At 57.2% G+C, this 26145-nt stretch carries 32 protein-coding genes and 1 tRNA gene; 6 read left to right on the forward strand and 27 right to left on the reverse strand.

Going from position 1 to position 26145, the window contains the following annotated elements; all coding sequences use genetic code 11:
• Positions 1–74: 74 nt before the first annotated feature.
• From ACSYSO_RS06805 to ACSYSO_RS06830, 6 genes are all read left to right on the forward strand, one after another.
• Positions 75–2528, forward strand: a complete 2454-nt coding sequence (locus ACSYSO_RS06805; protein WP_491701715.1) for a mucin-binding protein — start codon at positions 75–77, stop codon at positions 2526–2528.
• A 431-nt stretch (positions 2529–2959) separates the two neighbouring features.
• Positions 2960–3184, forward strand: coding sequence for a hypothetical protein (locus tag ACSYSO_RS06810; RefSeq protein ID WP_489799571.1), 225 nt, complete (start codon positions 2960–2962; stop codon positions 3182–3184).
• A 356-nt stretch (positions 3185–3540) separates the two neighbouring features.
• Positions 3541–5772, forward strand: a complete 2232-nt coding sequence (locus ACSYSO_RS06815; protein ID WP_491701716.1) for a mucin-binding protein — start codon at positions 3541–3543, stop codon at positions 5770–5772.
• Positions 5773–6128: 356 nt separating this feature from the next.
• On the forward strand, positions 6129–6443 hold the full coding sequence (locus ACSYSO_RS06820) for a hypothetical protein (protein WP_491701717.1): 315 nt from the start codon (positions 6129–6131) through the stop codon (positions 6441–6443).
• Between the two features lie 65 nt (positions 6444–6508).
• A complete protein-coding gene (locus ACSYSO_RS06825; protein WP_491701718.1) occupies positions 6509–9085 on the forward strand; it encodes a mucin-binding protein in 2577 nt (858 codons plus the stop codon).
• Positions 9086–9875: 790 nt separating this feature from the next.
• Positions 9876–10691, forward strand: coding sequence for a hypothetical protein (locus ACSYSO_RS06830; protein ID WP_491701719.1), 816 nt, complete (start codon positions 9876–9878; stop codon positions 10689–10691).
• Between the two features lie 576 nt (positions 10692–11267).
• Here ACSYSO_RS06830 and ACSYSO_RS06835 read toward each other — a convergent pair.
• The 27 genes from ACSYSO_RS06835 to rplB all read right to left on the reverse strand — a co-directional run bounded on the left by ACSYSO_RS06835 (position 11268) and on the right by rplB (position 26129).
• Positions 11268–11355, reverse strand: a tRNA-Ser gene (locus ACSYSO_RS06835).
• 127 nt (positions 11356–11482) lie between these two features.
• Complete coding sequence (locus ACSYSO_RS06840) at positions 11483–12781, reverse strand: tRNA pseudouridine synthase A (RefSeq protein ID WP_491701720.1); 1299 nt, start codon at positions 12779–12781, stop codon at positions 11483–11485.
• A gap of 268 nt (positions 12782–13049) precedes the next feature.
• Positions 13050–13565 carry a 50S ribosomal protein L17 gene (gene rplQ / locus ACSYSO_RS06845; protein ID WP_489799561.1) on the reverse strand — a complete coding sequence of 172 codons (516 nt, stop codon included), beginning with the start codon at positions 13563–13565 and terminating at the stop codon, positions 13050–13052.
• 89 nt (positions 13566–13654) lie between these two features.
• Positions 13655–14650, reverse strand: a complete 996-nt coding sequence (locus ACSYSO_RS06850) for a DNA-directed RNA polymerase subunit alpha (RefSeq protein WP_489799559.1) — start codon at positions 14648–14650, stop codon at positions 13655–13657.
• 77 nt (positions 14651–14727) lie between these two features.
• Complete coding sequence (gene rpsK, locus ACSYSO_RS06855) at positions 14728–15126, reverse strand: 30S ribosomal protein S11 (protein WP_489799557.1); 399 nt, start codon at positions 15124–15126, stop codon at positions 14728–14730.
• 81 nt (positions 15127–15207) lie between these two features.
• Complete coding sequence (gene rpsM, locus ACSYSO_RS06860; protein WP_489799554.1) at positions 15208–15585, reverse strand: 30S ribosomal protein S13; 378 nt, start codon at positions 15583–15585, stop codon at positions 15208–15210.
• Positions 15586–15705: 120 nt separating this feature from the next.
• Positions 15706–15819: a 50S ribosomal protein L36 gene (gene rpmJ / locus ACSYSO_RS06865; protein WP_043164480.1), complete on the reverse strand. Its 114-nt coding sequence runs from the start codon at positions 15817–15819 to the stop codon at positions 15706–15708.
• A 20-nt stretch (positions 15820–15839) separates the two neighbouring features.
• Positions 15840–16058 (reverse strand): translation initiation factor IF-1, encoded by a 219-nt coding sequence (gene infA, locus ACSYSO_RS06870; RefSeq protein ID WP_033520847.1) that lies wholly within the window; start codon positions 16056–16058, stop codon positions 15840–15842.
• A gap of 179 nt (positions 16059–16237) precedes the next feature.
• Positions 16238–16801, reverse strand: coding sequence for an adenylate kinase (locus ACSYSO_RS06875; RefSeq protein WP_491701721.1), 564 nt, complete (start codon positions 16799–16801; stop codon positions 16238–16240).
• A gap of 180 nt (positions 16802–16981) precedes the next feature.
• Positions 16982–18358, reverse strand: coding sequence for a preprotein translocase subunit SecY (gene secY / locus ACSYSO_RS06880; RefSeq protein ID WP_489799549.1), 1377 nt, complete (start codon positions 18356–18358; stop codon positions 16982–16984).
• 175 nt (positions 18359–18533) lie between these two features.
• Entirely contained in the window at positions 18534–18992 is a 459-nt protein-coding gene (gene rplO / locus ACSYSO_RS06885; protein ID WP_489799547.1) for a 50S ribosomal protein L15, read from the reverse strand.
• 1 nt (position 18993) lies between these two features.
• Positions 18994–19173 (reverse strand): 50S ribosomal protein L30, encoded by a 180-nt coding sequence (rpmD, locus tag ACSYSO_RS06890; protein WP_489760529.1) that lies wholly within the window; start codon positions 19171–19173, stop codon positions 18994–18996.
• Entirely contained in the window at positions 19173–19913 is a 741-nt protein-coding gene (gene rpsE, locus ACSYSO_RS06895) for a 30S ribosomal protein S5 (protein WP_489799545.1), read from the reverse strand. Before rpsE ends, rpmD begins: the two co-directional genes overlap by 1 nt.
• The gene (gene rplR, locus ACSYSO_RS06900; protein ID WP_489799543.1) at positions 19910–20281 is read right to left on the reverse strand and encodes a 50S ribosomal protein L18; all 372 of its coding nucleotides are present in this window, start codon (positions 20279–20281) and stop codon (positions 19910–19912) included. The genes rpsE and rplR overlap by 4 nt, the downstream gene beginning before the upstream one ends.
• A gap of 1 nt (position 20282) precedes the next feature.
• Positions 20283–20822 (reverse strand): 50S ribosomal protein L6, encoded by a 540-nt coding sequence (rplF, locus tag ACSYSO_RS06905; RefSeq protein ID WP_489760528.1) that lies wholly within the window; start codon positions 20820–20822, stop codon positions 20283–20285.
• A gap of 16 nt (positions 20823–20838) precedes the next feature.
• A complete protein-coding gene (rpsH, locus tag ACSYSO_RS06910; RefSeq protein ID WP_489760527.1) occupies positions 20839–21237 on the reverse strand; it encodes a 30S ribosomal protein S8 in 399 nt (132 codons plus the stop codon).
• Positions 21238–21322: 85 nt separating this feature from the next.
• Positions 21323–21508, reverse strand: coding sequence for a type Z 30S ribosomal protein S14 (locus tag ACSYSO_RS06915; protein WP_044087814.1), 186 nt, complete (start codon positions 21506–21508; stop codon positions 21323–21325).
• Positions 21508–22083: a 50S ribosomal protein L5 gene (gene rplE / locus ACSYSO_RS06920; protein ID WP_489799539.1), complete on the reverse strand. Its 576-nt coding sequence runs from the start codon at positions 22081–22083 to the stop codon at positions 21508–21510. The genes ACSYSO_RS06915 and rplE overlap by 1 nt, the downstream gene beginning before the upstream one ends.
• Positions 22080–22415, reverse strand: a complete 336-nt coding sequence (gene rplX, locus ACSYSO_RS06925) for a 50S ribosomal protein L24 (RefSeq protein WP_489799537.1) — start codon at positions 22413–22415, stop codon at positions 22080–22082. Before rplX ends, rplE begins: the two co-directional genes overlap by 4 nt.
• Before the next feature lies 1 nt (position 22416).
• A complete protein-coding gene (gene rplN / locus ACSYSO_RS06930; protein WP_489799535.1) occupies positions 22417–22785 on the reverse strand; it encodes a 50S ribosomal protein L14 in 369 nt (122 codons plus the stop codon).
• Positions 22786–22858: 73 nt separating this feature from the next.
• Complete coding sequence (gene rpsQ / locus ACSYSO_RS06935; RefSeq protein WP_489799533.1) at positions 22859–23125, reverse strand: 30S ribosomal protein S17; 267 nt, start codon at positions 23123–23125, stop codon at positions 22859–22861.
• 3 nt (positions 23126–23128) lie between these two features.
• Positions 23129–23383, reverse strand: coding sequence for a 50S ribosomal protein L29 (rpmC, locus tag ACSYSO_RS06940; protein WP_489760524.1), 255 nt, complete (start codon positions 23381–23383; stop codon positions 23129–23131).
• On the reverse strand, positions 23383–23802 hold the full coding sequence (rplP, locus tag ACSYSO_RS06945; RefSeq protein ID WP_489760522.1) for a 50S ribosomal protein L16: 420 nt from the start codon (positions 23800–23802) through the stop codon (positions 23383–23385). Before rplP ends, rpmC begins: the two co-directional genes overlap by 1 nt.
• Before the next feature lie 6 nt (positions 23803–23808).
• On the reverse strand, positions 23809–24630 hold the full coding sequence (gene rpsC, locus ACSYSO_RS06950) for a 30S ribosomal protein S3 (protein ID WP_489799531.1): 822 nt from the start codon (positions 24628–24630) through the stop codon (positions 23809–23811).
• 2 nt (positions 24631–24632) lie between these two features.
• A complete protein-coding gene (rplV, locus tag ACSYSO_RS06955) occupies positions 24633–24992 on the reverse strand; it encodes a 50S ribosomal protein L22 (RefSeq protein ID WP_489799529.1) in 360 nt (119 codons plus the stop codon).
• A 14-nt stretch (positions 24993–25006) separates the two neighbouring features.
• A complete protein-coding gene (gene rpsS, locus ACSYSO_RS06960; protein ID WP_489799527.1) occupies positions 25007–25285 on the reverse strand; it encodes a 30S ribosomal protein S19 in 279 nt (92 codons plus the stop codon).
• A gap of 13 nt (positions 25286–25298) precedes the next feature.
• Positions 25299–26129, reverse strand: coding sequence for a 50S ribosomal protein L2 (gene rplB, locus ACSYSO_RS06965; RefSeq protein ID WP_489799525.1), 831 nt, complete (start codon positions 26127–26129; stop codon positions 25299–25301).
• Between the last annotated feature and the right edge of the window lie 16 nt (positions 26130–26145).

Below are 26145 nucleotides of genomic sequence, written 5' to 3' on the forward strand. Positions count from 1 at the left end.
GACTCGGCATCAGCGGCACGGCAACCATCAATGCCATCGACGCAGCACAAGGCAACACCATCCTGCTTGCCCCCGTGGCGCAAACCACCACAGACGCAGCCGGAGCCAAGGTTAATTTTTCCGGCAATAGCAGCGGTCTGAAGGTCAACGATAGCTCAGGCAACGAGCTCGGCATCGTCAGATACGTCAAAGATCAACCCTCATGGGGGCCGTCGGTGGTGCTCGATGTCACCAACACATCCGCGGCAAGCGGCATCATCACATTCACCTTCTCCACAACATGGCTATTCGATCTCAACTGGGCCACTCCTCCAGAAGTCCTGCGCCGCATGCCCTACGACAACACACTCAAAGTAGGCACCTTTGATGCCAGCAGCGGCAGAACCGGCACCTTCGGCACACCGCACAACTACAACTTCCACTTCAACGCTCCGCAAAAAACCACCGATGCAACCAATTACTACTCCAACGTGTCAATGATCAACGCACGCACCACAAGCTTTAACTTCATGGACAATCGTTTCACCGACCGCATCACGTCCGCCTCAGCATTCCAGACTTTGCAAAATACCGGAGGAGCCTCTGGCGTATCCTCACAAGGATACGCAATCCGTCGTAATTACTTCGCATGGCTCGACAATCAGAGCATTATCCCCAGCACCATCACTGTAGAGTTAGGTTCCTACTACGTTTCCGCCGCCACCGGTCGCATCCAAGCTGCCGTAGGAAGCACATATCCAGCATACAATGAATCCGCTATGACAACCAGAACAATCCCCTATACCAACGCAGGCAACAACGTAAGCTTCGCCAATATGCAAGCTCAAATCGCAGCGACCGGGAAGTCCGGGGCCTATTACTCATTGCAAGACAATGGACAATATGCGATAGCAGTCACCCTCACATACGCCGATACCATTCTCACTCCAGCAGAGTTGGAATCGAATACCAGGAAAAACCCCGACCCGGCAGCGGCAACCTCAAACATCGAGGCCGACGTGCAGGCTACAAAAAACTTCTATTCCAAAGCACTCGGCAACAGTGCCACCTACATCTTCATCGTCCCGAGTTTCCAACTTACCGACCAGTACAAAAAATCATTAATTACCTATACGATGTGCAATATTGATGACGCTGATTGGAGTAAAGGAACCGGATATACCAGCCCGGTATCCATTGCCGCAGCCGGCCAGACAGCGGTAAAGTCCCACTACCTCGGCCTCGACGGCAGCTCCGTGAATCCCGTCACCGCCACGGCCGGCGACCCGACCGGGAAAGCCAATTCAATCACCGGAACCAAAGGCACTGCTTCCGCTCCCGCCTCGCCGGCCGATGTTGCCGGTTACCGGCCGTTGACCGTCGCCGATCTCAGCACGCTGACCGCGGCACAACGACAGACCATCGCTTCTACCCTCGGCACCACAGACTCCAGTGTGGCCGGACTGACCGCACTGGCGAACAAGAACAGCGGTAAAACCGTATGGGCCACAGGCAACGTGACCGTCCCCTACCCAGGAGAAACCGGCAAAACCTACAACACGGCAGGCGACATCGTCGCAGCCGGAACCGCAGGCTCCAGCACCGGCTGGGGCACCACCGACGTCTACTACTTCTACACACTCGCCACGCAGAAACTCAACGTACATGTCATCACCGTCCCCTGCTACACCAACTCTGCCGATGCCAACAGCGGTAAGGACTGCGACGCTGTCCCCGGCAACGGCACCAGCTGGCAACCCTCCGACGGCACGGAAGACACCAGCCGCAGCGAAACCTTCACCGGACTCTCCGGCACCACCGCCACCAACACGCTCACCAAATACACGGTGCAACTCGGCGGCAAAGACCACCCTGTCAGCATGAGCAACGGCATCACCCAACTGGCACCAAGCACCGCCGGCACCAAACGCACCATCAGCTTCAAATTGAACACCACCTACGACACGGACAACAACACCGACCAAAACGAATACCTGTACATCCAAGCCAACCCAGAAAAAGACATCACCAAAACCACAACCAGAACCATCCACTACAAACTCAACCACAACACCATCGACACCCCACCAGCCGACGTGACCCAGACCATCACCTGGACGCAACACCAAATCCACAACGTCGCCTACGACCAGATCGACGGCTCACCCAACTGGGACAAAAACGCATGGCGCACCGCCGACACCGGTAAAGGCCTGGTCAACATGAGCGAGGTCAACAGCCCCACCATCCCCGGCTATATCGCCAAAACACCGGTCGTCAGCAAAATCGTCGGCCTCGACAATATGGGAAACGGCACCGGCTACGACGCATCAGGCCGCTACGAAGTCGTGTACTTCGACCCCACCGACCCAGCCAACCGGAACACCTCCGACCGCACCCTGACCGTGAACGTGGTCTACAACAAGACCGTCCAACGCATGCCCTTCACCGGAGGCACGGGGGTATTGCTCGGTAGCATCATCGCCTTGGCGCTGCTTGCCGTGGCAGCCGTGCTGGTCCGCCTACGCAACAAGCAAACCAATCAATAAATCAATAATCGGCAACCAATGACCATGAGGGGTGAGCCGCACACCACCAGTGCGGTTCACCCCTCATGTTCCGTCGCTGGCGTCTTCCGGGCGACGGATTTGCCGCGCTGTATCTCTTTTGACAGTGCTGGACATTGGACATTGGCCGCGGCATTGCGCTTAGCTGCACGGATTTTTGCTTGACGGCGGTTTGCAAAACGCTCGCTGCCCTACATTCTTATGCGAGGTATATGCATTATTTGTCAATATTAAAGGATACTCTTGTTTGAGTATTGGTTTTGCTTGTTCTGGTTTGCAGCAAACGCCATTATTGCATAACCGAAACTTATAAAAAGAACCGTCGTATCACCTTCCAAAAGTGATCAACACCAGTAGGCAGCAAGCCTTCCGAATTTGGACAGCAGACGACGACTACTATAGAAGGACGAATCATGAGCAAGCCCCCTACCACGGCGAGCACAACGCGTGCACTTGCCGCAAAGTCCGCACGCGCGCGTTTGGTCGCCGGCATCGCCGCCGTAGCCACCCTGCTCACCGCCTTCGCCGCAGGCTCGGATGCTTTTGCCGGCAACACCGCCAGCGAAACCCAAACAGCAGACGCAGCCTCCCAAAATAGCAATGACATTACCCCCCCCCCAGCAGAACCGGCACGCTAGGAACTGAACCAACCTCATCCATCTCAACGCGCGGTGCGCGTATCACTGCCACTAATCCCAATGTACGACTGCTCCAGCTCAATTCAACTGTAGATCAGCCAACCACACTGCAAACCAAAGCAGGCAACGAAGGCACCGTTTTTGGCGTTGCGGGTACATTCACAGTAAACTCCAGCGCTCTTGTCGCAGGCAACGAAATTCTTATCTCTCCGTTCACCATCGCCACATCCGGCGGACCCGACGATAAAGCACAGCTCGTAGGTAACGGCGGATCCCCAACCATCAACGACGCCACAGGCAACCCCATAGGTAACATTGGTTTCCAAGAATCTCACCCCACTTGGGGACATGCGCTTGTGCTTGAAGTGACCAAAACCTCAACAAGTGTTGGCTCACAAGCACTCAGCTTCTCCGTACCGCGCAGCATGGTATTCAACCAGTGGACTGACAACATGATCCGCGCCAGAATGCCCTTCGACAACACCATTCAAATCGGCGCGTACGATTCAAACACAGGCATTAGTGGAACTCTCGGAGTCAGGCGAGATTATCCGTTCCATTTCAACAAAGTCGCCGATACCCATTATGCGACTTCTCAATCAAAAAACTACTTCTACGAAGAAGCCAATCCAAATTGGTTCATCGCACGCCCCATGATATTTGACAACAGTATCCCCAACGATACCGTATTCATGCAATTGCAGAACAGCATAGGCGCTTCAGGATCGGTCAACCCGAATACCGATATTGTGCGCGCTTATCAGTTCACGTCCACGCAAGACCTCTCGCCAAGCTATCTCACCGTTTACCTTGGCAACTATCTCGTCTCAGCCGAATCAAACACTATCCAGGGAAGACCCGGACAAGTCAATGATCTAGCTGGATATCCCGACCCTGAAATCAAAACATCTATACCAATGAAAGATGCTGGAGACAACGTGCCATGGTCGACGCTAAAATCTCAAGCCTCACAGTCTGCTACGTCTGTGGTGTATTACTCTCGACAGTCAAGCACTAATACCGCAAGCAAGTACACCTACCTTGTAGGTATGAATTTCAAAGCCGCCGATACCGTTCTGACCGATGACCAGATTCGCACCAACGCCAGAGCGAACGCAGGACTCGCCGCCAGTATCAATCCAACAGCCGACCTCGACGCAACCGTCAAGTACTATCACGGCGCACTCAAAAACAGAGCCAGTTATTTCTACTTCCAGTACGGATTCAACGTTCCCGATCAATACCGCAGCGCCACCAACAGCATTACAGCACTCGACGACACCGCCATTAACACAACCCATACTGGAACACAGACCAGTACGCCAGTAAGCATGGGATCTTCCGGCCAGACAGCGGTGAAGTCTCACTATGTAGGGCTCGACGGACGCGCAATGTCACCAGTCACCGCCACCGCGGGTGACCCGACCGGCAAAGCGAACTCGATTACCGGCAGCAAAGGCACCGCTAGCGCTCCCGCCACACCTGCGAATATAGCTGGCTATCGACCATTGACCGCTGCTGACCTCAGTTCACTGACCGCGGCACAACGAGCCACCATCGCCACCACCCTCGGGACTTCAGACAGCAGTGTCGCCGGTTTGACCGCTCTCGCCAACAAGAACAGTGGTAAAACCGTATGGGCCACCAGCAGCCTCACTGTCCCCTACCCGGGAGAAACAGGCAAAACCTACAACAGCGCCGGAAACATCGTGGCAGCAGGGACAGCCGGCTCCACCACCGGCTGGGGCACCACCGACGTGTACTACTTCTACATCCCAGACAACCGCACCATCACCATCCAATATTTGAAAGTCCCCGACAGTTGCACGCCCGCCAACAACGACTGGGCCTCCTGCACCGGCAGTCAACCCGTCACCGCCCACCAACAAACGTTCACCAACATACCGGGAACCCCTGTGCACGAAATCCTGAACTACACCGACAAACTCTTCGGAGCAGACCGCGCAGTCGGCGTACCCCCTGAAGTCACGGTCGCCGAAAGCAGCGACACCACCAAAACCCGCACGTTCACTTTGAACACCAGCATCCCCAACAATGACACCACAATCACCATCTACCTGAAAAACAACCAAATCAAGAAAGACGCCGGAGTGAAAACCATCACCCGCACCATCCACCACCAGTACGCCGACGGCACCAGCGCAGCCCCAGACACCATTCAAACAAGTACATGGAAAGAAGACCTCTTCTACGATGTCATCTACCCCAACGAGCCGCCCCAGCATTACAACAACTGGCACAACACCGACACCACCGGGTTCGATGCCGTCACCCCGTCGAAAGCCGGCTACCTGACCAACCCGCGCACGGTGAACGCCATCACCGGCATCACAGCCAACGGCACCACCGACGACCCCGGCACCACGTTCACCGCCACCGACTCCGCCAACCCCAACACATCCAACCGCACACTGGACGTGACCGTGATCTATCACAAAGCTATCACCCGCATGCCCTTCACAGGCGGCGTGGGAGCGGCGCTCGGTGGTGCAGCAGCCCTAGCACTCCTTGCTCTTGCAGCGCTCCTCACTCATATGCGCAACAAGAAAACAGCCACCAACCGGTAGCCCCACCAACCAGCAACCATAGCCACAAGGCCCACACTCAAAGTGCGGGCCTTACCTATTGCTATCACACCGCCGCACACAACCAACAACCAACACATGATGGCCCATCCATCAGCGAGCGCACAAGAAAGCTGAAGCCGAATTTGCTTGCTCAGTAATACATAATGTGAAGCCGATGAACAAGGAAACGTTGAAATCCCAACAAAAATTTGCCTGATCGCAGTTTGAACAGTGCACAGTGTCCCGCATTCTTATGCGAGATATATGCATTAATTGTCAATATTACAGAGTACATTGATTGAAGCATTGGATTTGGCGTCTATCGTTGCCGCAAATCCATAATCACATAATCGAAAATGCATAAGAACCTTCGTACCCGTCAGAAGCACTACGCACCGGTCGGCAGCGACGGCAACATGTGGACAACAGACAGCAAAGGACGAATCATGAGCATGTCCCCCACCACGGCGAGCACAACGCGAGCACTTGCCGCAAAGCCCGCACGCACACGCTTGGTCGCCTGCATCGCTGCCACAGCTACATTGCTCGCCACCTTCGCCGCCGGTGCTGCCACCTATGCGGACGGTTCCGCCATCGAAGCTCAAGTTCCAGCTGGAGCAGCTCAAAATAGCAATGACATTACCCCCCCCCCAGCAAAACCGGCACTCTAGGCACTGAACCAAGTGCCGCCATCTCCCCCGCCGGCGGCGCACCTACCATTTCCACGCAAGGAAGCGTGGTCAACGCCGTAAGCTCCGGCGTCTCCTTACTAAACGGTCTTGACGGCACTGCACAACCCAATTACGCATCCAAAGCGTACAACGAAGAAGCACGACTGGGCGTCACCGCCGCATTCACCGTCAACGCATCGGACCTCATAGCAGGAAACACCATTGTCATCGCCGTCATCAGGCAAACCAGCACCGACCCCACAGGCGCCAAGGCAACACTAAGCGAATGGGGCGGAAGGGTAGCGCTCACCGACAACAACGGCAACCAGGTCGGCACCGTCGGGTTTGACCCATCACTGCAGTGCATCACGCTCGCAGTAACGCAAACCAGCGGCGGCATGGGAACCGAAGTGTTCAACGTCAGCGGCCAATGGGTCATGGACCTCAATTTCGGCACGCCTGCCGACGTACGACGCAAAATGCCGTTCAACAACACCATCGACGTGTACAGCCTCAACAACAACACTCCCTTGCCAACGCCACAAAGCTACACGTTCGCCTTCTCCTCCGCTCCGGCGACCACCACCATAACCCAACTTGCCCAAAACGCCTTCGGCTACGTGACCTACACCGAACACACCGATATAGCCGACGTGCGGTTCAGTGAGCGCATCGCCAACAACACCGTGCTTCAGCAGTTGCAGAGCAGCGGCGGCCAGACCGGAACCATCAAGCAGGATGACCTGAAATTAAACTTCCTGCTCACGTCAAACACTCAGGATCTCATTCCGCAATCCTCACCGTTGGTGCTGTGCAGCGACTACGTGTCCGCAGCAAGCAGAACCATCCAAAGCTGGCCCGGCAGCGCCACCACCGGGTACGACTCGAGCGCATGCTCCACCAAGTGGATTCCATGGACAAATGGCGGAGACAACCAAAGTGCCGCCACGCTCAGGCAGCTCGCCGACAACAGCAGCACAAGCGCATACTACTACTCGCGTCTTTCCAAGGGCAACTACCGGCTTGCCATCAACCTCAAATATGCCGATACCCTGCTCACCGATGCGCAAATCGAAACCAACACCCGCAACAGCCCATCAGCAGCGGCACCAAACTCCAACATCGAGGCCGATGTACAGGCCACTCTCAACTATTACCACGGCGCGTTGCGCAATGCGGCCACGCTCATTGCCCAAAACTACCGATTTGGCTTCTCCGACCCCTACACGCTGACGAAGCTCAGCATTGTCGCCACCGACACCGCAGGCACCATTATCGGCAACACCATCAGCGACAACAACCAAATCCAAACCGTCGCAGCCTCTGGTCAGACAGTGGTCAAGTCCCATTACGTAGGCACTGACGGACAACCACTGTCAGCCGTCACCGCCACAGCAGGCGATCCGACCGGTAAGGCGAATAGCATCACTGGGGTCAAGGGCACCGCTTCCGCTCCTGCCACACCCACCAACGTGGCCGGTTACCGACCGTTAACCGTCGCTGATTTGAGCTCACTGACCGCGGCACAACGGCAAACCATCGCTTCGACTTTGGGCACCACAGACTCCAGCGTTGCAGGACTGACTGCCCTGGCGAACAAGAACAGCGGCAAAACCGTCTGGGCCACCGGCAACCTCACCGTCCCCTACCCAGGAGAAACCGGACGCTCATACAACGCCAACGGTGACATCGTCGCCGCAGGCACAGCAGGATCCACTGCCGGCTGGGGCACCACCGACGTCTACTACTTCTACACGCTCGCCACCCAGAAACTCAACGTGCACGTCATCACCGTACCCTGCTACACCAACAGTGCAGACGCCAGCAGTGGCAAGGACTGTGACGCGACTCCCAGCAACGGAACCTCCTGGCAGCCATCCGACGGCACCGAAAACACTGGTTTAGGAGAAACCTTCACCGGACTCTCCGGCACCGCCGCAACCAACATACTCTCAAAGTACAGTGTGCAACTCGGCGGCCACGACCATGCAGCAGAACTGAGCTCAGGCCTGACTCAGCTTACCCCCGGCACCGATAGCAAGCGCACCATCACCTTCCAGTTGAACACCAGCTTCGACATGGACAACAACACTGATCAGGACGAATACCTGTACATCCAAGCCAACCCGGAAAAGGACATCTCTAAGAAGACAGTGAGAACCATCCACTACAAACTCAACCACAACACCGTAGACGCCCCACCAGCAGACGTAACCCAGACAGTGACCTGGACACAGCATCAGATCCACAACACCGCGTATGACTCGATCGACGGTTCACCCAACTGGAGCAAATACGTATGGCAGGCCAGCAGCGCTAATACTCCGGCTACTACCATGCCGAAGGTCAACAGTCCCAACGTGTCAGGTTATATTGCCAAGACACCGGTCGTCAGTGAGATCACCGGTATCAAGCATGACGGCACCACCGACAACCCATCAGTGACGTTCGCACCCACCGACCCGGCCAACCCGGACACTTCCGACCGCTCTCTGACCGTGAACGTGGTGTATAACAAGACCGTCCAACGCATGCCCTTCACCGGCGGTTCTGGAATCCTACTCGGCACCCTCATCGCCCTAGGACTCCTCACTATGGCAGCCATACTCACCCACCTACGCAACAAACGAACCACCAAATAACCCTTGATTACATTGGTTATGCGGTGAACGAATAACAAGCAACCCAGCCGGCAACCATAATCAGAAGGCCCACACTACAACAGTGCGGGCCTTCCCCATAACCACCCCAACCACAAGCTCCTCATTGCATGAGTAACGTTCCACAGATTGCACGATGACCACTACAACAAAATGTTGATATTCCATCAAACCCCAACAGCAACACCTGTAAACAACCGAAACGTACGCAAAAACACCACCAACCAGCAGAGTTGCGTACATTTCAATCACAACGATGCCCGATAATGACCAAACGTACTCATTCAGTAGGGGAAAACCACTCAAAACGCCCTATGCCCAAACCCAGAACGTTGAAAATCCACCAAACTGCAATATTGACACAACGCCATATCCTGCTTTTCGTCCCTACTGAACGCACCAACACCACAATCAGTTCGTTCCGTGAGCACTTTCCCACGGATGGCACAGTTACCACCACACCAAGAACGTTGATATTCCGGCGATCTCCAAAACCAGCACACCACACACCACGCGGAAAAGTACTCACGGAACGATTCGGGACGGGAAATACATCCGCGGAGCCGCACCACACGCCAGCGTCATTCTCAAAAAGTGAGACGCATCACATTATACTACCGACGGCCATACTTGCCCTCATGGGCAAATGCTCAGCACCTTCAACATTCCCCTCATATGCTGGGTATTGAGGCGCGATGCCAGTGCTGCGGCAACATAGCATCAGCACAGGTGGTACAGCATACATCACACCTCATAGCAAGGAGGCTGTACGATGATTCAGAAGATTTTCGCGACATATCCAAGCAATCCATCGAACTACTCGCTTCAGGACTTCGTCAAAGCCCTAGACCCGAGCAATCGCTGGTTTGCACTAACACTGACGGTGGTGATCATCACCTTCATCGTCGGCTTCCTGGAATACATATGGAGCTTCCTACTCGTACGTAGAGAAGGACATTCTCCATACCCGGTCCTTATGCACACCTACTACTTTGCACTCGACGCAATGGGCATTTTCGTCTTCGGCACCGCAGCTGCAGCAACTGGCGGCTTCTGGTTCTTCGTGGGTGGTTCTATCGCCGAGTGCGTGTGGGTAGGTTTCGAGACTTACTGCCTGTATAAGACCATCTACACTGAGCGGCAGTCCATCTGGGGCGACGATCCGGCAGTCGGCGGCGGCCAAGTGCCGGTCTCTTACGCTTGGAAAAAAGTGCTCGAGCAAGTGGTGTTTTTCATCGCCACAATCAACCTCTTCCGTGTGTTCATGAACGACCCAGGCATGTTCAAGTGGTACATCTTCACCAACGTCATCATGGCCACTGTACCGGGCATTTACTGGGCAAAGCGCGGCACTCGTACAGGTGCCTCGTGGGTGCTTGCGTGGATTATCCTCGTCGGCACAGTCAACTCGTTCCTGCCAACGAACATGTGGAATCTCATCAGCCCGTACTTCTCCCCGGCAAACAACCCGTGGTTCTATATGATGGGCGTGGTGTCTATCGGCTTCGCCATCCACAACCTTGTGGTGCTGCACCGTCTTCCTGCCAAGCCAGCGCATATGCCGGACGGTCAGAAGAGCGTACTATAACCGACAGTAACCTAAACGAGGGTTGCCGCGTGCGAATAAGCGTCCGCGGCAACCCTCGTTTTGTTACATACCCCGTATATCGGCGCTCCACGCAACAAAACCGTCACTGACCTCACCTCACCAACGTTTTTACCGCGCGTTAGCACCTCTGCGCAACAGAACCGACGCTAACCCCACCTCACCAACGTTTTTACCGCGCGTTAGCACCTCTGCGCAGCAAAACCGACGCTAACCCCACCTCACTGACGGTTCTGCCGCGCGTTAGCACCTCTGCGCAGCAAAACCGACGCTAACCCCACCTCACCGACGGTTCCACCGCGCACGCACACCTCCACGCAACGGAACCGACAGCACCAACGTGCACAGTGCAACGACGTCCCGCACCATCACACCTGTATCTGTCAGCAGTACCGTTATCGGATCCAGCAGCGGAGATGGGCTATATGTCAGAGGAAAGGATGGGTCCGTAATCGCTGAGCACAACAAGCGACACGCTGAACCAATCCATAAAGCCCACGTTCTGCTACATAACCTGAAGAAAGAAGAAGGCCTCCCGGGGTGGAATCCGGAAGGCCTTGGCGGATAAGGCGAGATTCGAACTCGCGGAGGGTTTCCCCTCACACGCTTTCGAGGCGTGCTCCTTAGACCGCTCGGACACTTATCCATTGCTTACGCAACTTTTCAAGTATAAGTCAGCCCCTACCCTATGGCAACTCCTTATCAGCACTGGGCGTGGCGAGTAATAGGCCACAAGCAACGCCGGTTTGCAGCGCTCCGCCTGGTCTCCGCCTCTATTGCAACGTGCGCTTGGCGCGAATGGTCTGAGCCCGCTCTCCCAGCTCGGCGTCAGCTGGGTAGTCCACATGTTCCAGCGTCAGGCCTTTGGCTGCAATCGGCCCAGTTAAGCCCTCGCGTGAGGGGTGTTCCAGCTTATCCACAAACCACGCCACACTCTTCTTGCCACGCCCCACACTCACCAGCGCGTTGACCAGAGAACGTACCATGCTGCGAGCGAACGCGTCTGCCACAATGGTGAAATGCAGCATTCCCTCCTCCAGCTGAGGTACCTGATAATGTCGTGATGCTTGCTGTGCAGCTTCATTCTCTCCGTACTGCGCGCCTTCATCTCCGACAAGCTCCTCAACCCTCACGTCCCGGTCCACAGGCAGCATACCGGGCTGTTCGGCCTGCACCGCACTCTGCGAGTACTGCGCTCTGTCCATAACAGGCGAACCGTCAAGTGTCCTGCCCCCACCAGGTTGAGCGCAATATTCAGCAGCCGCTGCCTGAGCCCCGATACGGTCCCACCGTGCCACCTTTACCTCGCGAATCGTGGTACCTCCCGGGTTGGGGGTAGCAAATGAGCCGAAATCGTGCAAGCCGACCGCGTACGACGCCGCACGATTCATCGCCTCAACATCCAACAGCTCATCCACATGCAGCACAAAGTTGCGCATGCGTGGGTCCACCGGGCGGCTGTTGTCGCTTATCCGATACACATATGTGCGCTCGAGCGCCGAGAAGCGGGCATCAAACCCTGCCGGCGCCTCACTAACGTTCAGCAACACCACATCGTCCGGCAGCACGCCGTGCAGACGGCGTTCAAACGCTTTCACCGCACCCACATCCATGTGACCGTTCACTCGTGCAAGCACTGTCTGCGCCACATCAATGTGACACACCTGATGGTTGGCGTGCACCCCGGTATCAGTTCGGCCTGCGACGGTAAGACGCACTTTGCCGTGTGAAACAGGAATGTTGGGTTCGGAAGATTTACCACTAGCAACGCTGCTCACTGTGTCTGCGGAACGAGTCTCATTCGCAGACGCCTCACCCGAACTCGACGTATCTGACGACTCGTCCGCACTCCTCCCGTCAAGCAATTCTCCAGATGCGCCAGCATCACCAGCTTCGGTGCTCTCCGTTCCGTGGAAGCTCTCCCCCAGACCATCGTCAAAGCCCAGCGCTTCGACACGTAGTATCTTCGATATCGCCGTTTCTACTTCACCTTGCACTGTGCGGCGCCCGGGCTGAATCGCCCATCCGTAAAAGTCGCCGCCATCATACGCCAAATCCAACCGTAATCGCATGCGCCCCAGTATACGCACAGCATGTGTCTTGCGTATCGTGGTTTCAGTTTCGCAGCCCTCATGACGAGTACGAAATGGCCACCAGCGTTTGGACTAAAGACAGCTGCTCAACAGATACTCAGTATGACCGCACCATGGCCTCAACAGATATCAGCGTGCCCTCCACATGCCCTCCACACGACCTCCACACGGCCTCACCATGGCCTCTCAACATACAAAAGAGGGCCAGGATTATTATCCCGGCCCTCTTGCAGACTTCAGACCCGACTTACTCGGCGTCCTTCGTCTCTTCGGTCTCAGCAGCGGCATCGTCAGCCTTAGGGGCTTCCTTCTCCGCGCTTTCGTCCTTAGGCGCTTCCGGCTCTTCGGCAGCAACGGTCTTGGCAGCCGACTCGGCTTCCTTGACCACAGACTGCTTGGCGCTCACCGGCTCGGTGACGAGCTCGATGATGGCGCGCGGCGCGTTGTTGCCCTTGGAGGGGGCAATCTTGATGATGCGAGTGTAGCCACCCTCACGCTGACCCATCTTCTCGGCGATCTCCGTGAAGAGCAGGTGCACGATGTGCTTGTCGCGAATCACACGCATCACGCGACGGCGGCTCGACAGATCGCCACGCTTGGCGAACGTGATGAGACGCTCGACGAGCGGACGAAGACGCTTGGCCTTCGGCAGCGTCGTGACGATGCGGCCATGGCGGAACAGGCTCGTCGCCATATTTGCCAACATAAGGCGCTCGTGCGCCGGGCTCGAAGCGAGGCGAGGCCCTTTACTTGGTTTTGGCATTGTTTCTCCTTATACCGCTGACCTGTCCAGGTGGGCATACGCCCGAACGTCCGGACGGCCAGTGGCTTGCTTTATTTGAAGCGGTACGCTTACTCGTCCTCAGGCGAGAAGAACGTGCCACCTTCCAGGTTGTTGGTATCGAAACCGAGCGGCGATGCCTTAAGCGAGAGCCCCATGGACTCCAGCTTCTCCTTGACTTCGTCAATCGACTTCATGCCGAAATTGCGGATGTCGAGCAAATCCTGCTCGGTGTGAGCCACCAGCTCGCCGACCGTGTGGATGCCCTCACGCTTCAGGCAGTTGTAGCTGCGCTGAGTCAGGTTGAGCTCCTCGATCGGCACTGCCATCTCGGGGCTTTCCTCTTCCTCTACGGGAGCGGGGCCCACCTCGACGCCTTCTGCCTGCTCGTTGAGTTCCTTGCACAGGCCGAAGAGCTCGACCAATGTGGAACCTGCGGAGGCAACTGCATCGCGCGGGGAGATAGCTGGCTTGGTCTCGACGTCCAGAATGAGCTTGTCAAAGTCCGTACGCTGTTCCACGCGGGTAGCTTCGACCTTGTAGCTCACCTTGAGCACCGGGGAGTAGATGGAATCCACCGGAATACGGCCGATTTCATCACCCTCCTGCTTGTTCATCTGTGCCGGCACATAGCCGCGGCCGCGCTCGACGGTGAACTCGATCTCAAGCTCTCCGTCTTCCGCCAGCGTGGCGATGTGCATGTCGGGGTTGGCGACAGTAACACCGGCCGGAGGTGTGATGTCTCCCGCCGTAGCTTCGCCCTTGCCGCTCTTACGCAAGTACATAACGACAGGTTCGTCGTACTCGCTGGTGAGCACAATGCCTTTGATGTTGAGCAACAGCTCAGTCACATCTTCTTGAACGCCCTGCAACGTGGTGAACTCATGCAGTGCACCGGTAATGCGGACGGAAGTGACGGCAGCCCCGGGGATGGAGCTCAGCAAAGTGCGGCGCAAAGAGTTGCCCAGGGTGTAGCCAAAGCCTGGCTCAAGGGGCTCAATGACGAAGCGAGAACGCTGAGGACTCAACGATTCCTCAGTAAGTGTCGGACGCTGTGCAATAAGCACTGTGGTATCCTTTCAGCTTCTGATTGTGGTGCACTCACTAATCATAAGCGGGTTGGACTGATAATAAATGAAGTGCTTCAGACGCGGCGACGCTTGGGGGGACGGACGCCGTTGTGGGCCTGCGGAGTGACGTCGGAAATGGAACCGACTTCGAGACCTGCGGACTGCAAAGAACGGATGGCGGTTTCGCGACCCGAACCCGGGCCCTTGACGAACACGTCAACCTTCTTTACACCGTGCTCCTGCGCCTTGCGAGCTGCCGATTCGGCAGCCATGCCTGCGGCGTAGGGAGTGGACTTACGAGAGCCCTTGAAACCGACATCGCCGCCGGAAGCCCAGGCCACGACTGCGCCTGAGGGATCCGTGATGGAGATGATGGTGTTGTTGAATGTGGACTTGATATGAGCCTGCCCGACCGGCACCGACTTGCGGTCCCGGCGACGCGCCTTGTGCGCGGACTGCTTGGGAGCTGCCATTGATCCTCGTTTCCTAATAACGATTGTATTGCGTCCGGAAGGATTGCTAGCCAATAACGGCCTCTGCCCTTCCGTTAGCTGCTACTTTGTTGCTTTCTTCTTACCGGCGACCGTACGCTTCGGACCCTTGCGGGTGCGTGCGTTGGTCTTGGTGCGCTGGCCGTGCACGGGCAGTCCGTGGCGGTGACGCTGGCCTTGGTAGCAGTTGATCTGAATCTTGCGACGAATGTCTGCATCAACTTCACGACGCAGATCGCCTTCAATCTTGTAGTTTGCCTCAAGATAGTCGCGCAGTGTAATAAGCTGCTCGTCGCTCAGATCCTTGACGCGCGTGTCTGGATTAACTCCAGTGGCGGCAAGCGTTTCTTGTGCGCGAGTGCGACCCACACCGAAAATGTAGGTGAGGGCAACCTCGATGCGCTTCTCATTGGGGATGTCGACTCCGGCAAGACGTGCCATTGCGATTCCTTCTGTTCTCCGCAGGTGTGTACTGAAGTCTCCTGGTTTCCCAGCTTGGGCCTGCGTGCCCAAGGTTCAGCTTTCGCTGTGACTCAGCATCTTATGTTGTCGCGGTTCTGCTCAGCCTTGACGCTGCTTGTGGCGCGGGTTGGAGCAGATGACCATGACGCGACCGTGACGACGGATCACGCGGCAGTTTTCGCAGATCCTCTTCACACTAGGGCTGACCTTCATGGTGTTCCTTTTCTTGTACCTTACTTGTAACGGTACGTAATACGACCACGGTTCAAGTCGTAGGGGCTCATCTCAAGCGCCACTCGATCTTGAGGCAGGATACGGATGTAGTTCTTCCGCATCTTTCCCGAGATCGTGGCCAGAACGATATGCTTGTTCTCAAGTTCCACGCGAAACATCGCGTTAGGCAGTGCTTCCACCACCTGACCTTCGACTTCAATCACACCGTCTTTTGCCATAAGCCCTAGTCCTATCTCCGGCTGGTATTACATGTCGGCATATACGAGATACGCCAAATTACAAATATAGCGCTAGGGGAAGAGAAGCGTACACTTGCGTGTCGTCTCTTCGCTCCCAGCGCTATTCGCCCTCCTCGCGAAGGGCTTGAGGATAAACAGCAGCCTACCGAATGCCGCGATTACTCACCCAGCTCGTTGACGATTGCTTCGGTAATGCTCTCTACACTGCCAGTGCCGTCAATGGCAAACAGGTTTCCGCGAGACTTGTAGGTGTCCAACAATGGCGCCGTCTGCTCGTCGTAGGTCTTGAGACGCACAGCGATGGCCTCTGGGGTGTCGTCCGCGCGGCCCTCATCTTCGGCACGCTTGGCAATGCGCTTCATGAGCACGTCACGGTCGGCATCCAACGCCACTACGCGATCAATGGAGACGCTCAAACGTTCCAGCATCGCATCAAGCGACTGCACTTGTGCGGCATTACGGGGATAGCCGTCAAGAATCCAACCGTTCTTGGCATCATCCTGCCCGAGACGATCCTCCACGATCTTGTCGGTAAGCTCGTCCGGGACAAGCTGGCCTTTTTCGGTATACTGCTTCGCTTCCAACCCAAGAGGAGTACTGTTCTTCAGGTTATAACGGAAGATGTCGCCAGTGGAGATGTGCGGGATGCCGTAGTGCTCTGCAATGCGCTTGGCCTGTGTACCCTTGCCAACCCCTTGTGGCCCCATAATTAACAGTCTCATCAACCGACCTTTCTCTCGTCAACTCATTGTCTGTCTTGCTCAAAGTCTACGTGAAGCCGTTCCCAAGGCTCACAGCACCCCCAAGCACCTCGCACATACAAAAGCGGGCACCAGAAGTCGCCTTCTCGATGCCCGCTTGGCCCCTCGTCTCATCCTGATACACAGAACGAGACAACAGCACTACTTGGAGGACTTGCTTTTCTTAGCATCCTTACCCTTGACAGCCTTGCCTTCCTTGAAGTCGCCTTCAAGCAGGAACCCGTCATACTGGAACTGTTCGGTCTGAGCCTTGGCCTGACGCAGCGTATCCAGACCGACGCCAGCGATGATGAGGATCGTGGTGCCGCCGAACGGCAGCTTGGCGTTGAGCTTGAGTGCCATGATGAGCACTGTGGGGATAAGAGCTACAAAGAGCAGGTAAATGGAACCGACCGTATTGAGACGGTTCATCACGAACTGAAGGTAACGGCTCGTGGCACTGCCTGCGCGAATACCAGGGATAAAGCCGCCGTACTGTTTCATATTGTCTGCGGTCTCATCGGGATCGAAGGTGATCGAAGTGTAGAAGAAGCAGAAGCCGACGATCATCAGCGAGTAAAGCAGAATGTACACCCAAGAGGTGGTATCCGCCAGATTGTCGTTGATCCACTTGACCCAGGACTGATCCTTCTTGCCGAACTGCGCCACCAAAGTAGGAATGGCCAGAATGGAGGAAGCGAAGATGGGAGGAATCACGCCGCTCATGTTGACCTTCAGCGGCAGGTAGGTGGAGGATGCGCCATACATCTTGCGACCGACCATGCGGCGGGTGTACTGCACGGGAATGCGACGCTGGGAAAGCTCCACAAAGTCCACGAAGATGAGAATCACGACGAGCACGGCGACGACGATGGCAAAGTCCTTCCAATTGCCGTCCTTGCCGTTGGTGCCCCAACCAATCTCCCACAGCTGCGGCAGGAAGCCGGAGCAGATGGACATGAAGATGAGGATGGACATACCCTGACCGATGCCCTTTTCGGTGATCAGCTCGGCCATCCACATGATCAGGCCGGTACCTCCGGTGAGCACCAGCACCATGAGCGTCATGTTCCACACCGAGCCGTCAGGGATGACCTGACCGCACTGGTAGTTGAACAGCGCGCCGGAACGTGCCGTAACGATGATGGTGGTGGACTGCAGGATTGCCAGACCGATAGTGAGGTAACGCGTATACTGCGTGAGCTTGGCCTCACCGGACTGACCCTCCTGATGCAGTTCCTTGAAGCGCGGGATAACCACACGCAGAAGCTGAATGACAATGGAAGCCGTGATGTACGGCATCACGCCAAGCGCAAAAATAGAAAGCTGCAGCATGGCACCGCCAGAGAAGAGGTTGACCAAGCCAACGAAGTTCTCCTGCGCGTTGTTCATGGTGCCCACGCACTGTTGCACGACATTGTAGTCAACACCTGGTGCGGGAATGAACGACCCGATACGGTAAATGATGATCATGCCGATGACGAAAAGAATCTTATGGCGAAGTTCCTTCGTCTTCAGAGCCTGAATTAGCGTCCTCACGTGGGGTTTCCTTCCTTGACGCGCACTTGCGTGCAACGCTGCTTACACAGTCTAGCTGCCTAGTTTAGCGTAGAGCGTCTACTAGTGGTGCAGCACACAATGGAGATGCCCCTCCCCGCTTCAGCGGAAAGGGGCATCATCCTCACCTGTCTGCGTTTATATTAAACGCACAGGTTCAGGCTTCGGTGACAGAGCCACCTGCGGCCTCAATCTTCTTGAGAGCCGAAGCCGAAACCTTCACGCCCGAAAGCTTGAAGGCAACGGTGGTCTCGCCGTCAGCCAGCACCTTGACCGGCTGGTTGGCGCGAACCAGACCCTGCTTGACCAGGTCTTCGACGCTGATCTCGCCGCCCTTGGGGAATGCCTTGGCCAGCGCAGAAACGTTGACGACCTGGTATTCCTTCTTGAACGGGCTCTTGAAGCCACGGGTCTTGGGCAGACGCATGTACAGCGGCAGCTGTCCACCTTCGAAGCCGGGACGCACTTGGTAACGCTTCTTCGTACCCTTGTCGCCGCGACCCGAAGTCTTACCCTTGGAACCCTCACCGCGACCAACGCGGATACGGTTCTTCTTGGCACCTGGAGCCGGGTGCAGATCATGCATCTGCAGGATGGTGTTTTCTTCTTCTGCCATATCAGGCCTCCTCAACGGTGACCAGGTGGCGGACTGCCTGAATCTGCCCACGAATCACGGGGGTATCTTCACGCACAACGCTCTGGCCAATCTTGCGCAGACCAAGCGTACGCACGGTATCGCGCTGCTTGGGCTTGCGGTTCACCAGACCCTTGGTAAGCGTAATCTTCAGCTGAGCCATCACTCACCGTCCTTTGCTTGAGCAGCTTCGGCCTTGGCATCTTCACGGGCCTTGCGGGCCTCGGCGATGCCCTCGGCACGAGCGCGGAGCAGGGAGTCGGGAGCCACTTCTTCAAGCGGCATACCGCGACGTGCGGCAATCTCTTCCGGCTCTTCCAAGTTCTTGAGTGCGTCCACCGTGGCGCGAACCACGTTGACAGCAGTCGCCGAGCCCATGGACTTGGTGAGAATGTCAGTGATGCCTGCGCACTCCATGACGGCGCGGACAGCGCCACCGGCGATTACACCGGTACCTGGAGCTGCGGGGCGAAGCATCACAGTGCCTGCGGCGTCGTGACCGATGACCGGGTGGGTCACGGTGCCACGCACGCGAGGAACGGTGAACATGTGCTTCTTGGCGTCCAGCTGACCCTTGGCGATTGCCGCGGGAACCTCACGGGACTTGCCGTAACCAACACCAACGGTGCCGTTACCGTCGCCCACCACAACCAAGGCGGCAAAGCTGAACGTACGTCCACCCTTGTGAGTCTTGGATACGCGGTTGATGGTGACTACGCGATCGAGCATATCGTCCTGGTGGTTGTCTTCACGACGACCACGGCGCTCGGAGCGACGGCCTTCGCCGCGGCCGCCACGGCGGTCCGAACGGCGGCCGTCACGGCCCTGGGACTGATTGTCCTGTGTCGCCTGTGTGTTCTGAGAATCTTGCGCCACTTGGGTTTCCTTCTCGTTATCGCTCACAGTGCCAGACCTCCCTCACGGGCGCCATCAGCCACAGCTGCGACGCGACCATGATATTTGTTGCCGCCACGGTCGAAGACGACGGCGGAGATGCCGGCATCCTTGGCCTTCTTGGCTACCAGCTCGCCGACCTTGTGAGCCGCCTCGGTCTTGGTGCCTTCGAAACCGTCGAAGTCATGAGCGACGGTCGAGGCGCTGGCCAAGGTGACACCCTTGGTGTCGTCGATGATCTGAGCCACCATGTGGCGGTTGGAACGGGTGACCACAAGACGTGGAAGCTCGGCGGTACCCGCGATGTGCTTGCGCAGACGCGCGTGACGACGGAGGCGGGCAACTCGTTTGCCTTTACCGAAAACTTTGACCGTCATATCACTTACCAGCCTTTCCAGCCTTGCGGAGGATGTGTTCGTCAGTGTACTTGATGCCCTTGCCCTTGTAGGGTTCCGGGGCACGAAGCTTACGGATGTTGGCAGCAATCTGCCCCACCGCTTGCTTGTCGGTACCCTTGACGACCACGTGGTTCGCGTCCGGCAGCTCGAAGGTGATGCCTTCGGGCGGGTTCACCGTGATGGTGTGCGAGTAGCCGAGCGAGAACTCAATGCCCTTGCCCTTCATCTGCGCACGGTAACCGGTGCCGACGATTTCCAGGGTCTTGGTGAAGCCCTCGTGCACACCCTGCACCATCGAAGCTACGATGGAACGAGCCAGGCCGTGCTTGGCACGGGTGGGACGAAGATCGTCGACCGGGACGAGCTGAATCTCGTTGTCATTCACCGAGGCGGTAATGCCTTCGGGAATGGTGTAGGAGTCGGAACCCTTGGCGCCCTTGACGCTGAATTCCTGGCCCTTGATGCTGACTTCCACGCCTGCCGGGATGGCGACGGGGAGCTTTCCAATATGCGATGCCATGTCTAGCTCTCCTTCCTCACCATACGAAAGCGACGATTTCGCCGCCGATGCCCCGGTCGAGGCATTCTTTCTGAGTCAACAGGCCTGAGCTCGTTGAGATGATGGCGACACCCATGCCACCCAACGGCATAGGCAGCGCGTCGGACTTGGCGTAGCGGCGCAGACCGGGCTTGGAGATGCGCTTGATGCCTTGGATGGCGCGTTCGCCATTCTTGCCATACTTCAGCGTAATCTCAAGGTCCTGGCCAACGCGTGCTTCCTTGGCAGCGAAGTCTACGATATAGCCTTCGCGCTTGAGGATAGCGGCGATGTTCGCCTTGAATTTGGAATACGGCATCACGACTGTCTCGTGCTTTGCCGCACTCGCGTTGCGCAGACGCGTAAGCATGTCTGCGATTGGATCTGTCATTGTCATGTGGGCTAACGCCCTTTCTCGCCGTGGTTTCTGCAGCCTGCTCCGACAATGCCGGACGCAGGCAACAGACCTTCAGCGTCGATATTTACCAACTGGACTTCGTAACTCCGGGCAGCTCGCCGCGGTGAGCCTTCTCACGAAGGCAGATGCGGCACAGGCCGAACTTGCGATACACGGAGTGGGGACGACCACAAACCTGGCAGCGTGTGTAGCCACGCACCTTGAACTTGGGTTTGGCAGCCGACTTGTTTTTCAGAGCGGTTTTTGCCATTAGTTCTTCTCCTTGAAGGGGAAGCCAAGGTGCTTGAGCAGCGCCCGAGCTTCCTTGTCGTCCTTGGTAGTGGTCACCACAGTGATATCCATACCACGCTGATGATCGATCGAATCCGGATCGATCTCGTGGAACATGGACTGCTCGGTGAGGCCAAAGTTGTAGTTGCCCTGGCCGTCGAACTGGTTGCCGCTGATGCCACGGAAATCGCGGATACGGGGCAGGGCCAGAGTAAGCAGACGGTCGAGGAACTCCCACATGCGGTCGCCACGCAGGGTGACGTAGGCGCCGATGGCCTGGCCTTCACGAAGGTGGAACTGAGCCACGGACTTCTTGGCGCGGGTCACCTTGGGCTTCTGGCCGGTGATGGCGGTGAGGTCGCGAATCGCGCCTTCGATGAGCTTGGAGTCGCGAGCTGCGGCACCGACGCCCATGGAGACGACGATCTTCTCGAGACGCGCCACCTGCATGGGGTTGGCGTACGTGAACTCCTTCTTGAGCTCAGGCACGATCTCATCGGTGTAACGCTGCTTCAGACGCGGAGTCTGAGGTGCTTCTACTGCTGTTTCGCTCATGCCAGCTCCTTTCCGGACTTCTTGGCGATGCGCGTACGCACGGTCTTGACCTTGCCGTCTTTCGCGACGGTTTCGACCTTGACACCAACACGGGTGGGCTGCTTCGTCTCCGGGTCGATGACCATCACGTTGGAGCGATGGATCGAAGCCTCGGCGGAGACAATGCCGGCCTGCTGACCCTGCTGGGTGGCACGCACGTGCTTCTTGACGATCTGGACACCCTCGACAATCAGGCGATCATTGGGCAACACCCGCAGAACTTTGCCTTCCTTGCCGCGGTCCTTGCCGCGGATGACCTTGACTTGGTCGCCGCTCTTGATCTTGGCTACCATCTCAGATCACCTCCGGGGCAAGGGACACGATCTTCATGAAGCGCTTGTCGCGCAGCTCACGACCGACCGGTCCGAAGATACGAGTGCCCTTGGGTTCACGGCCGGAGCCGAGAATTACCGCTGCGTTCTCGTCGAACTTGATGTAGGAGCCGTCGTTACGACGGTGTTCCTTGGCTGTGCGGACGACGACGGCCTTGACCACGTCGCCCTTCTTGACCGACCCGCCGGGGATGGCGTCCTTGACGGAGGCGACGATCACGTCGCCGATGCCGGCATAGCGTCGCTTCGACCCGCCGAGCACGCGGATGGCCAAGATCTCCTTGGCACCCGTGTTGTCGGCGACATGAAGCCGCGTTTCCTGCTGAATCATTGATTCTCCTTAGCCGCGCTGGTTCTCCCCTGGCACCCCCGAAGGGGTGACCAGCGGAGCCTTGCCGAACTTGTTACTTGGCACGCTCGACGATGGAGTCGAGACGCCAACGCTTGGTCTTGCTCAAAGGCCGAGTCTCCATGATACTCACGAAATCGCCAACGTGGGCGTCATTGTGCTCATCATGGGCCTTGATCTTGCGAGTGGAGCGGACCACCTTGCCGTACAGGGGGTGGGTGGAACGCTGCTCAAGCTCAACGGTGATCGTCTTGTCCATTTTGTCGGACACGACATAGCCGCTGCGAGTCTTACGGAAGTTGCGCTCTTGCTTTTCGGCCATGGCTTACTTCTCCTCTTTCGTGTCGCTCGACTCAGGCGCCTGGGCAAGCCCAAGCTCACGCTCGCGCAGAACGGTGTACATTCTGGCGATGTCGTGCTTCACAGCCTTAAGGCGAGCGGAGTTGTCAAGCTGACCGGTGGCGTTCTGGAAGCGAAGGTTGAACAGCTCTTCCTTCGACTTCTTCAGGAAGCCTTCGATCTCGTCGTTGGTCTTCTCGCCAAGATTCTTAATGGTGTAGTCTGCAGTTCCCACTGACATCAGATGTCACCGCCTTCTCGTGCGATAATACGGCACTTCATAGGGAGTTTGTCGATGGCGCGACGCAGTGCCTCACGGGCCACTGGCTCGGACACACCGCCAATCTCGAACATCACACGACCGGGGCGCACGTTGGCGATCCAGTACTCGGGAGTACCCTTACCGGAACCCATTCGGGAGCCGAGAGCGTGCTTGGTGAGCGGGCGATCAGGGAAGATCGTGATCCACACACGGCCTCCACGCTTGATGTAACGAGTCATGGCAATACGCGCGGCTTCGATCTGACGGTTGGTGACGTAGGCAGGGGCCAGAGCCTGGATGCCGAAGTCGCCGAACGAAATCTCGTTGCCGCCCTTGGACATGCCACGGCGGGTCGGGCGCTGCTGTTTACGATACTTAGTCCTCTTTGGGATAAGCATATCTGCTCACTCCTTCGTTTCTTGCGCGTCGGACGCAGAGGCCGGAGCCTCGCCTGCGGGAGCGGCAGCCACTGCTGGCTTGGAGCTCCGGCCTGCTGCACCCTCAGGGCGCGCACCACGGCGCGGACGACGATCGGAACCACGGCGACCGCGGTTGTTCGACTGAGCCTGCTGCTCCTCGAACTCACGCTCGGTCATGTCGCCCTTGTAGATCCATACCTTCACACCGATGCGGCCGTAGGTCGTCTTGGCCTCGAAGAAGCCATAGTCGATCAAAGCGCGCAGGGTCTGCAGCGGCACGCGGCCTTCACGGTAGAACTCAGAACGGCTCATCTCGGCGCCTCCAAGACGACCGGAGAGCTTGATACGGATACCCTTGGCACCTGCGTGCATAGCATCCTGCTGAGCCTTGCGCATTGCGCGGCGGAAGGTGACGCGGTTCGTGAGCTGCTCGGCAATGCCTTGAGCCACGAGCTGTGCGTCGAGCGCTGCGTTCTTGACCTCGAAGATATTAAGACGGACCTGCTTGCCCGTAATCTTCTCGAGCTTGGCGCGTACACGCTCAGCTTCGGCGCCACGGCGGCCGATGACAATACCCGGACGAGCAGTGTGAATGCTGACATCCACGCGGTCGCGGGTGCGCTCGATGAGCACACGGGAGACGCCGGCACGCTCCAGGTCCTTGTTCATTGCCTTGCGAATCTTGTCGTCCTCAAGCACGAAGTCGCTGTACCGCTCACCGGGCTTGGTGGAATCCGAGAACCACTTGGAACGGTGATCTTCGGTGATGCCCAGGCGATAGCCAAAGGGATTAATCTTCTGACCCATCTTTAGCGGTCTCCTTCCTTGGTTGCCACGACGACGGTGATGTGGCTGGTGCGCTTGTTAATGCGGCCAGCACGACCCTGCGCACGAGCGCGGAAACGCTTGAGCGTCACGCCTTCGTCCACATAGGTCTCCTTGATCACCAGGTCGTCCTCGCGGAATGCCTCGCCGGCCTTCTCGGCCTTGACGCGTGCGTTCGCGACGGCGCTCTGCAGGACCTTGAGCACCGGAACCGATGCGTCTTGCGGAGCGAATTTCATGATGGTGATGGCTTCACTCACTTGCTTGCCTCGGATGAGGTCGACCATGCGGCGAGCCTTGCGCGGCGTCACACGGACGTGACGGGCGATTGCTTTAGCTTCCATAATCTTCTCTTCCTTTAGCGGCGGGCTTTTTTGTCGTCATGCACGTGACCGCGGAAGGTCTTCGTGGGGGCGAACTCGCCGAGCTTGTGGCCAACCATCGACTCCGAGACGAACACCGGAACATGCTTGCGTCCGTCGTGAACGGCGAACGTATGACCGATGAAGTCAGGAGTGATCATCGAACGGCGCGACCACGTCTTGATGACGTTCTTCGTGCCCTTCTCATTCTGCTCGTCGACTTTCTTCTGTAAGTGGGCGTCGACGAAAGGGCCCTTCTTGATGCTACGAGTCATCTCTTCGACACTCCTACTTGCGGTTCTTGCCATTTGGACGGCGACGAACAATCATCTTGTTCGAAGCCTTCTTCGGATGGCGAGTACGAACTTCGCCCTTGCCCCACGGAGACACTGGCGGCTTACCACCGCGAGTGGTACCACCATGCGGGTGGTCGACCGGGTTCATGGACTCACCACGGGTGATCGGGCGCTTGCCCATCCACCGTGCGCGACCGGCCTTGCCAAGCTGAATGTTGGCGTGCTCGGAGTTGCCGACCTCACCAATGGTGGCGCGGCAGCGAGCATCCACGTTGCGGATTTCCCCGGATGGCATACGCAGCTGAGCGTAGGCGCCATCCTTGGCTACGAGCTGAACGCCCGCACCTGCGGAACGTGCGATCTTCGCGCCGCCCAGAGGACGGAGCTCGATAGCGTGAACCACGGTACCAGTGGGGATGTTGCGCAGAGGCAGGTTGTTGCCGGGCTTGATATCAGCCTTTTCACCGGTCTCAATGCGATCGCCCTGCTTCACGCCCTCAGGGGCAATGATGTAACGCTTCTCGCCGTCTGCATAGTGCAGAAGAGCGATGCGTGCGGAACGGTTGGGATCGTACTCGATCTCAGCAACCTTGGCAGGCACGCCGTCTTTGTCCCAACGCTTGAAATCGATGAGACGGTACTGACGCTTGTGGCCGCCACCGCGATGGCGGGAGGTCACACGACCGTAAGAGTTACGGCCGCCAGTCTTGCTGAGCTTACGAACCAGCGACTTCTCGGGCGTGGAACGCGTGATTTCGGAGAAGTCCGAAACCGAGGCGTTGCGACGGCCCGGAGTCGTCGGCTTATATGTGCGGATAGCCATAATGTAGTTCTTCCTT

The organism is Bifidobacterium sp. ESL1130 (assembly GCF_058507935.1).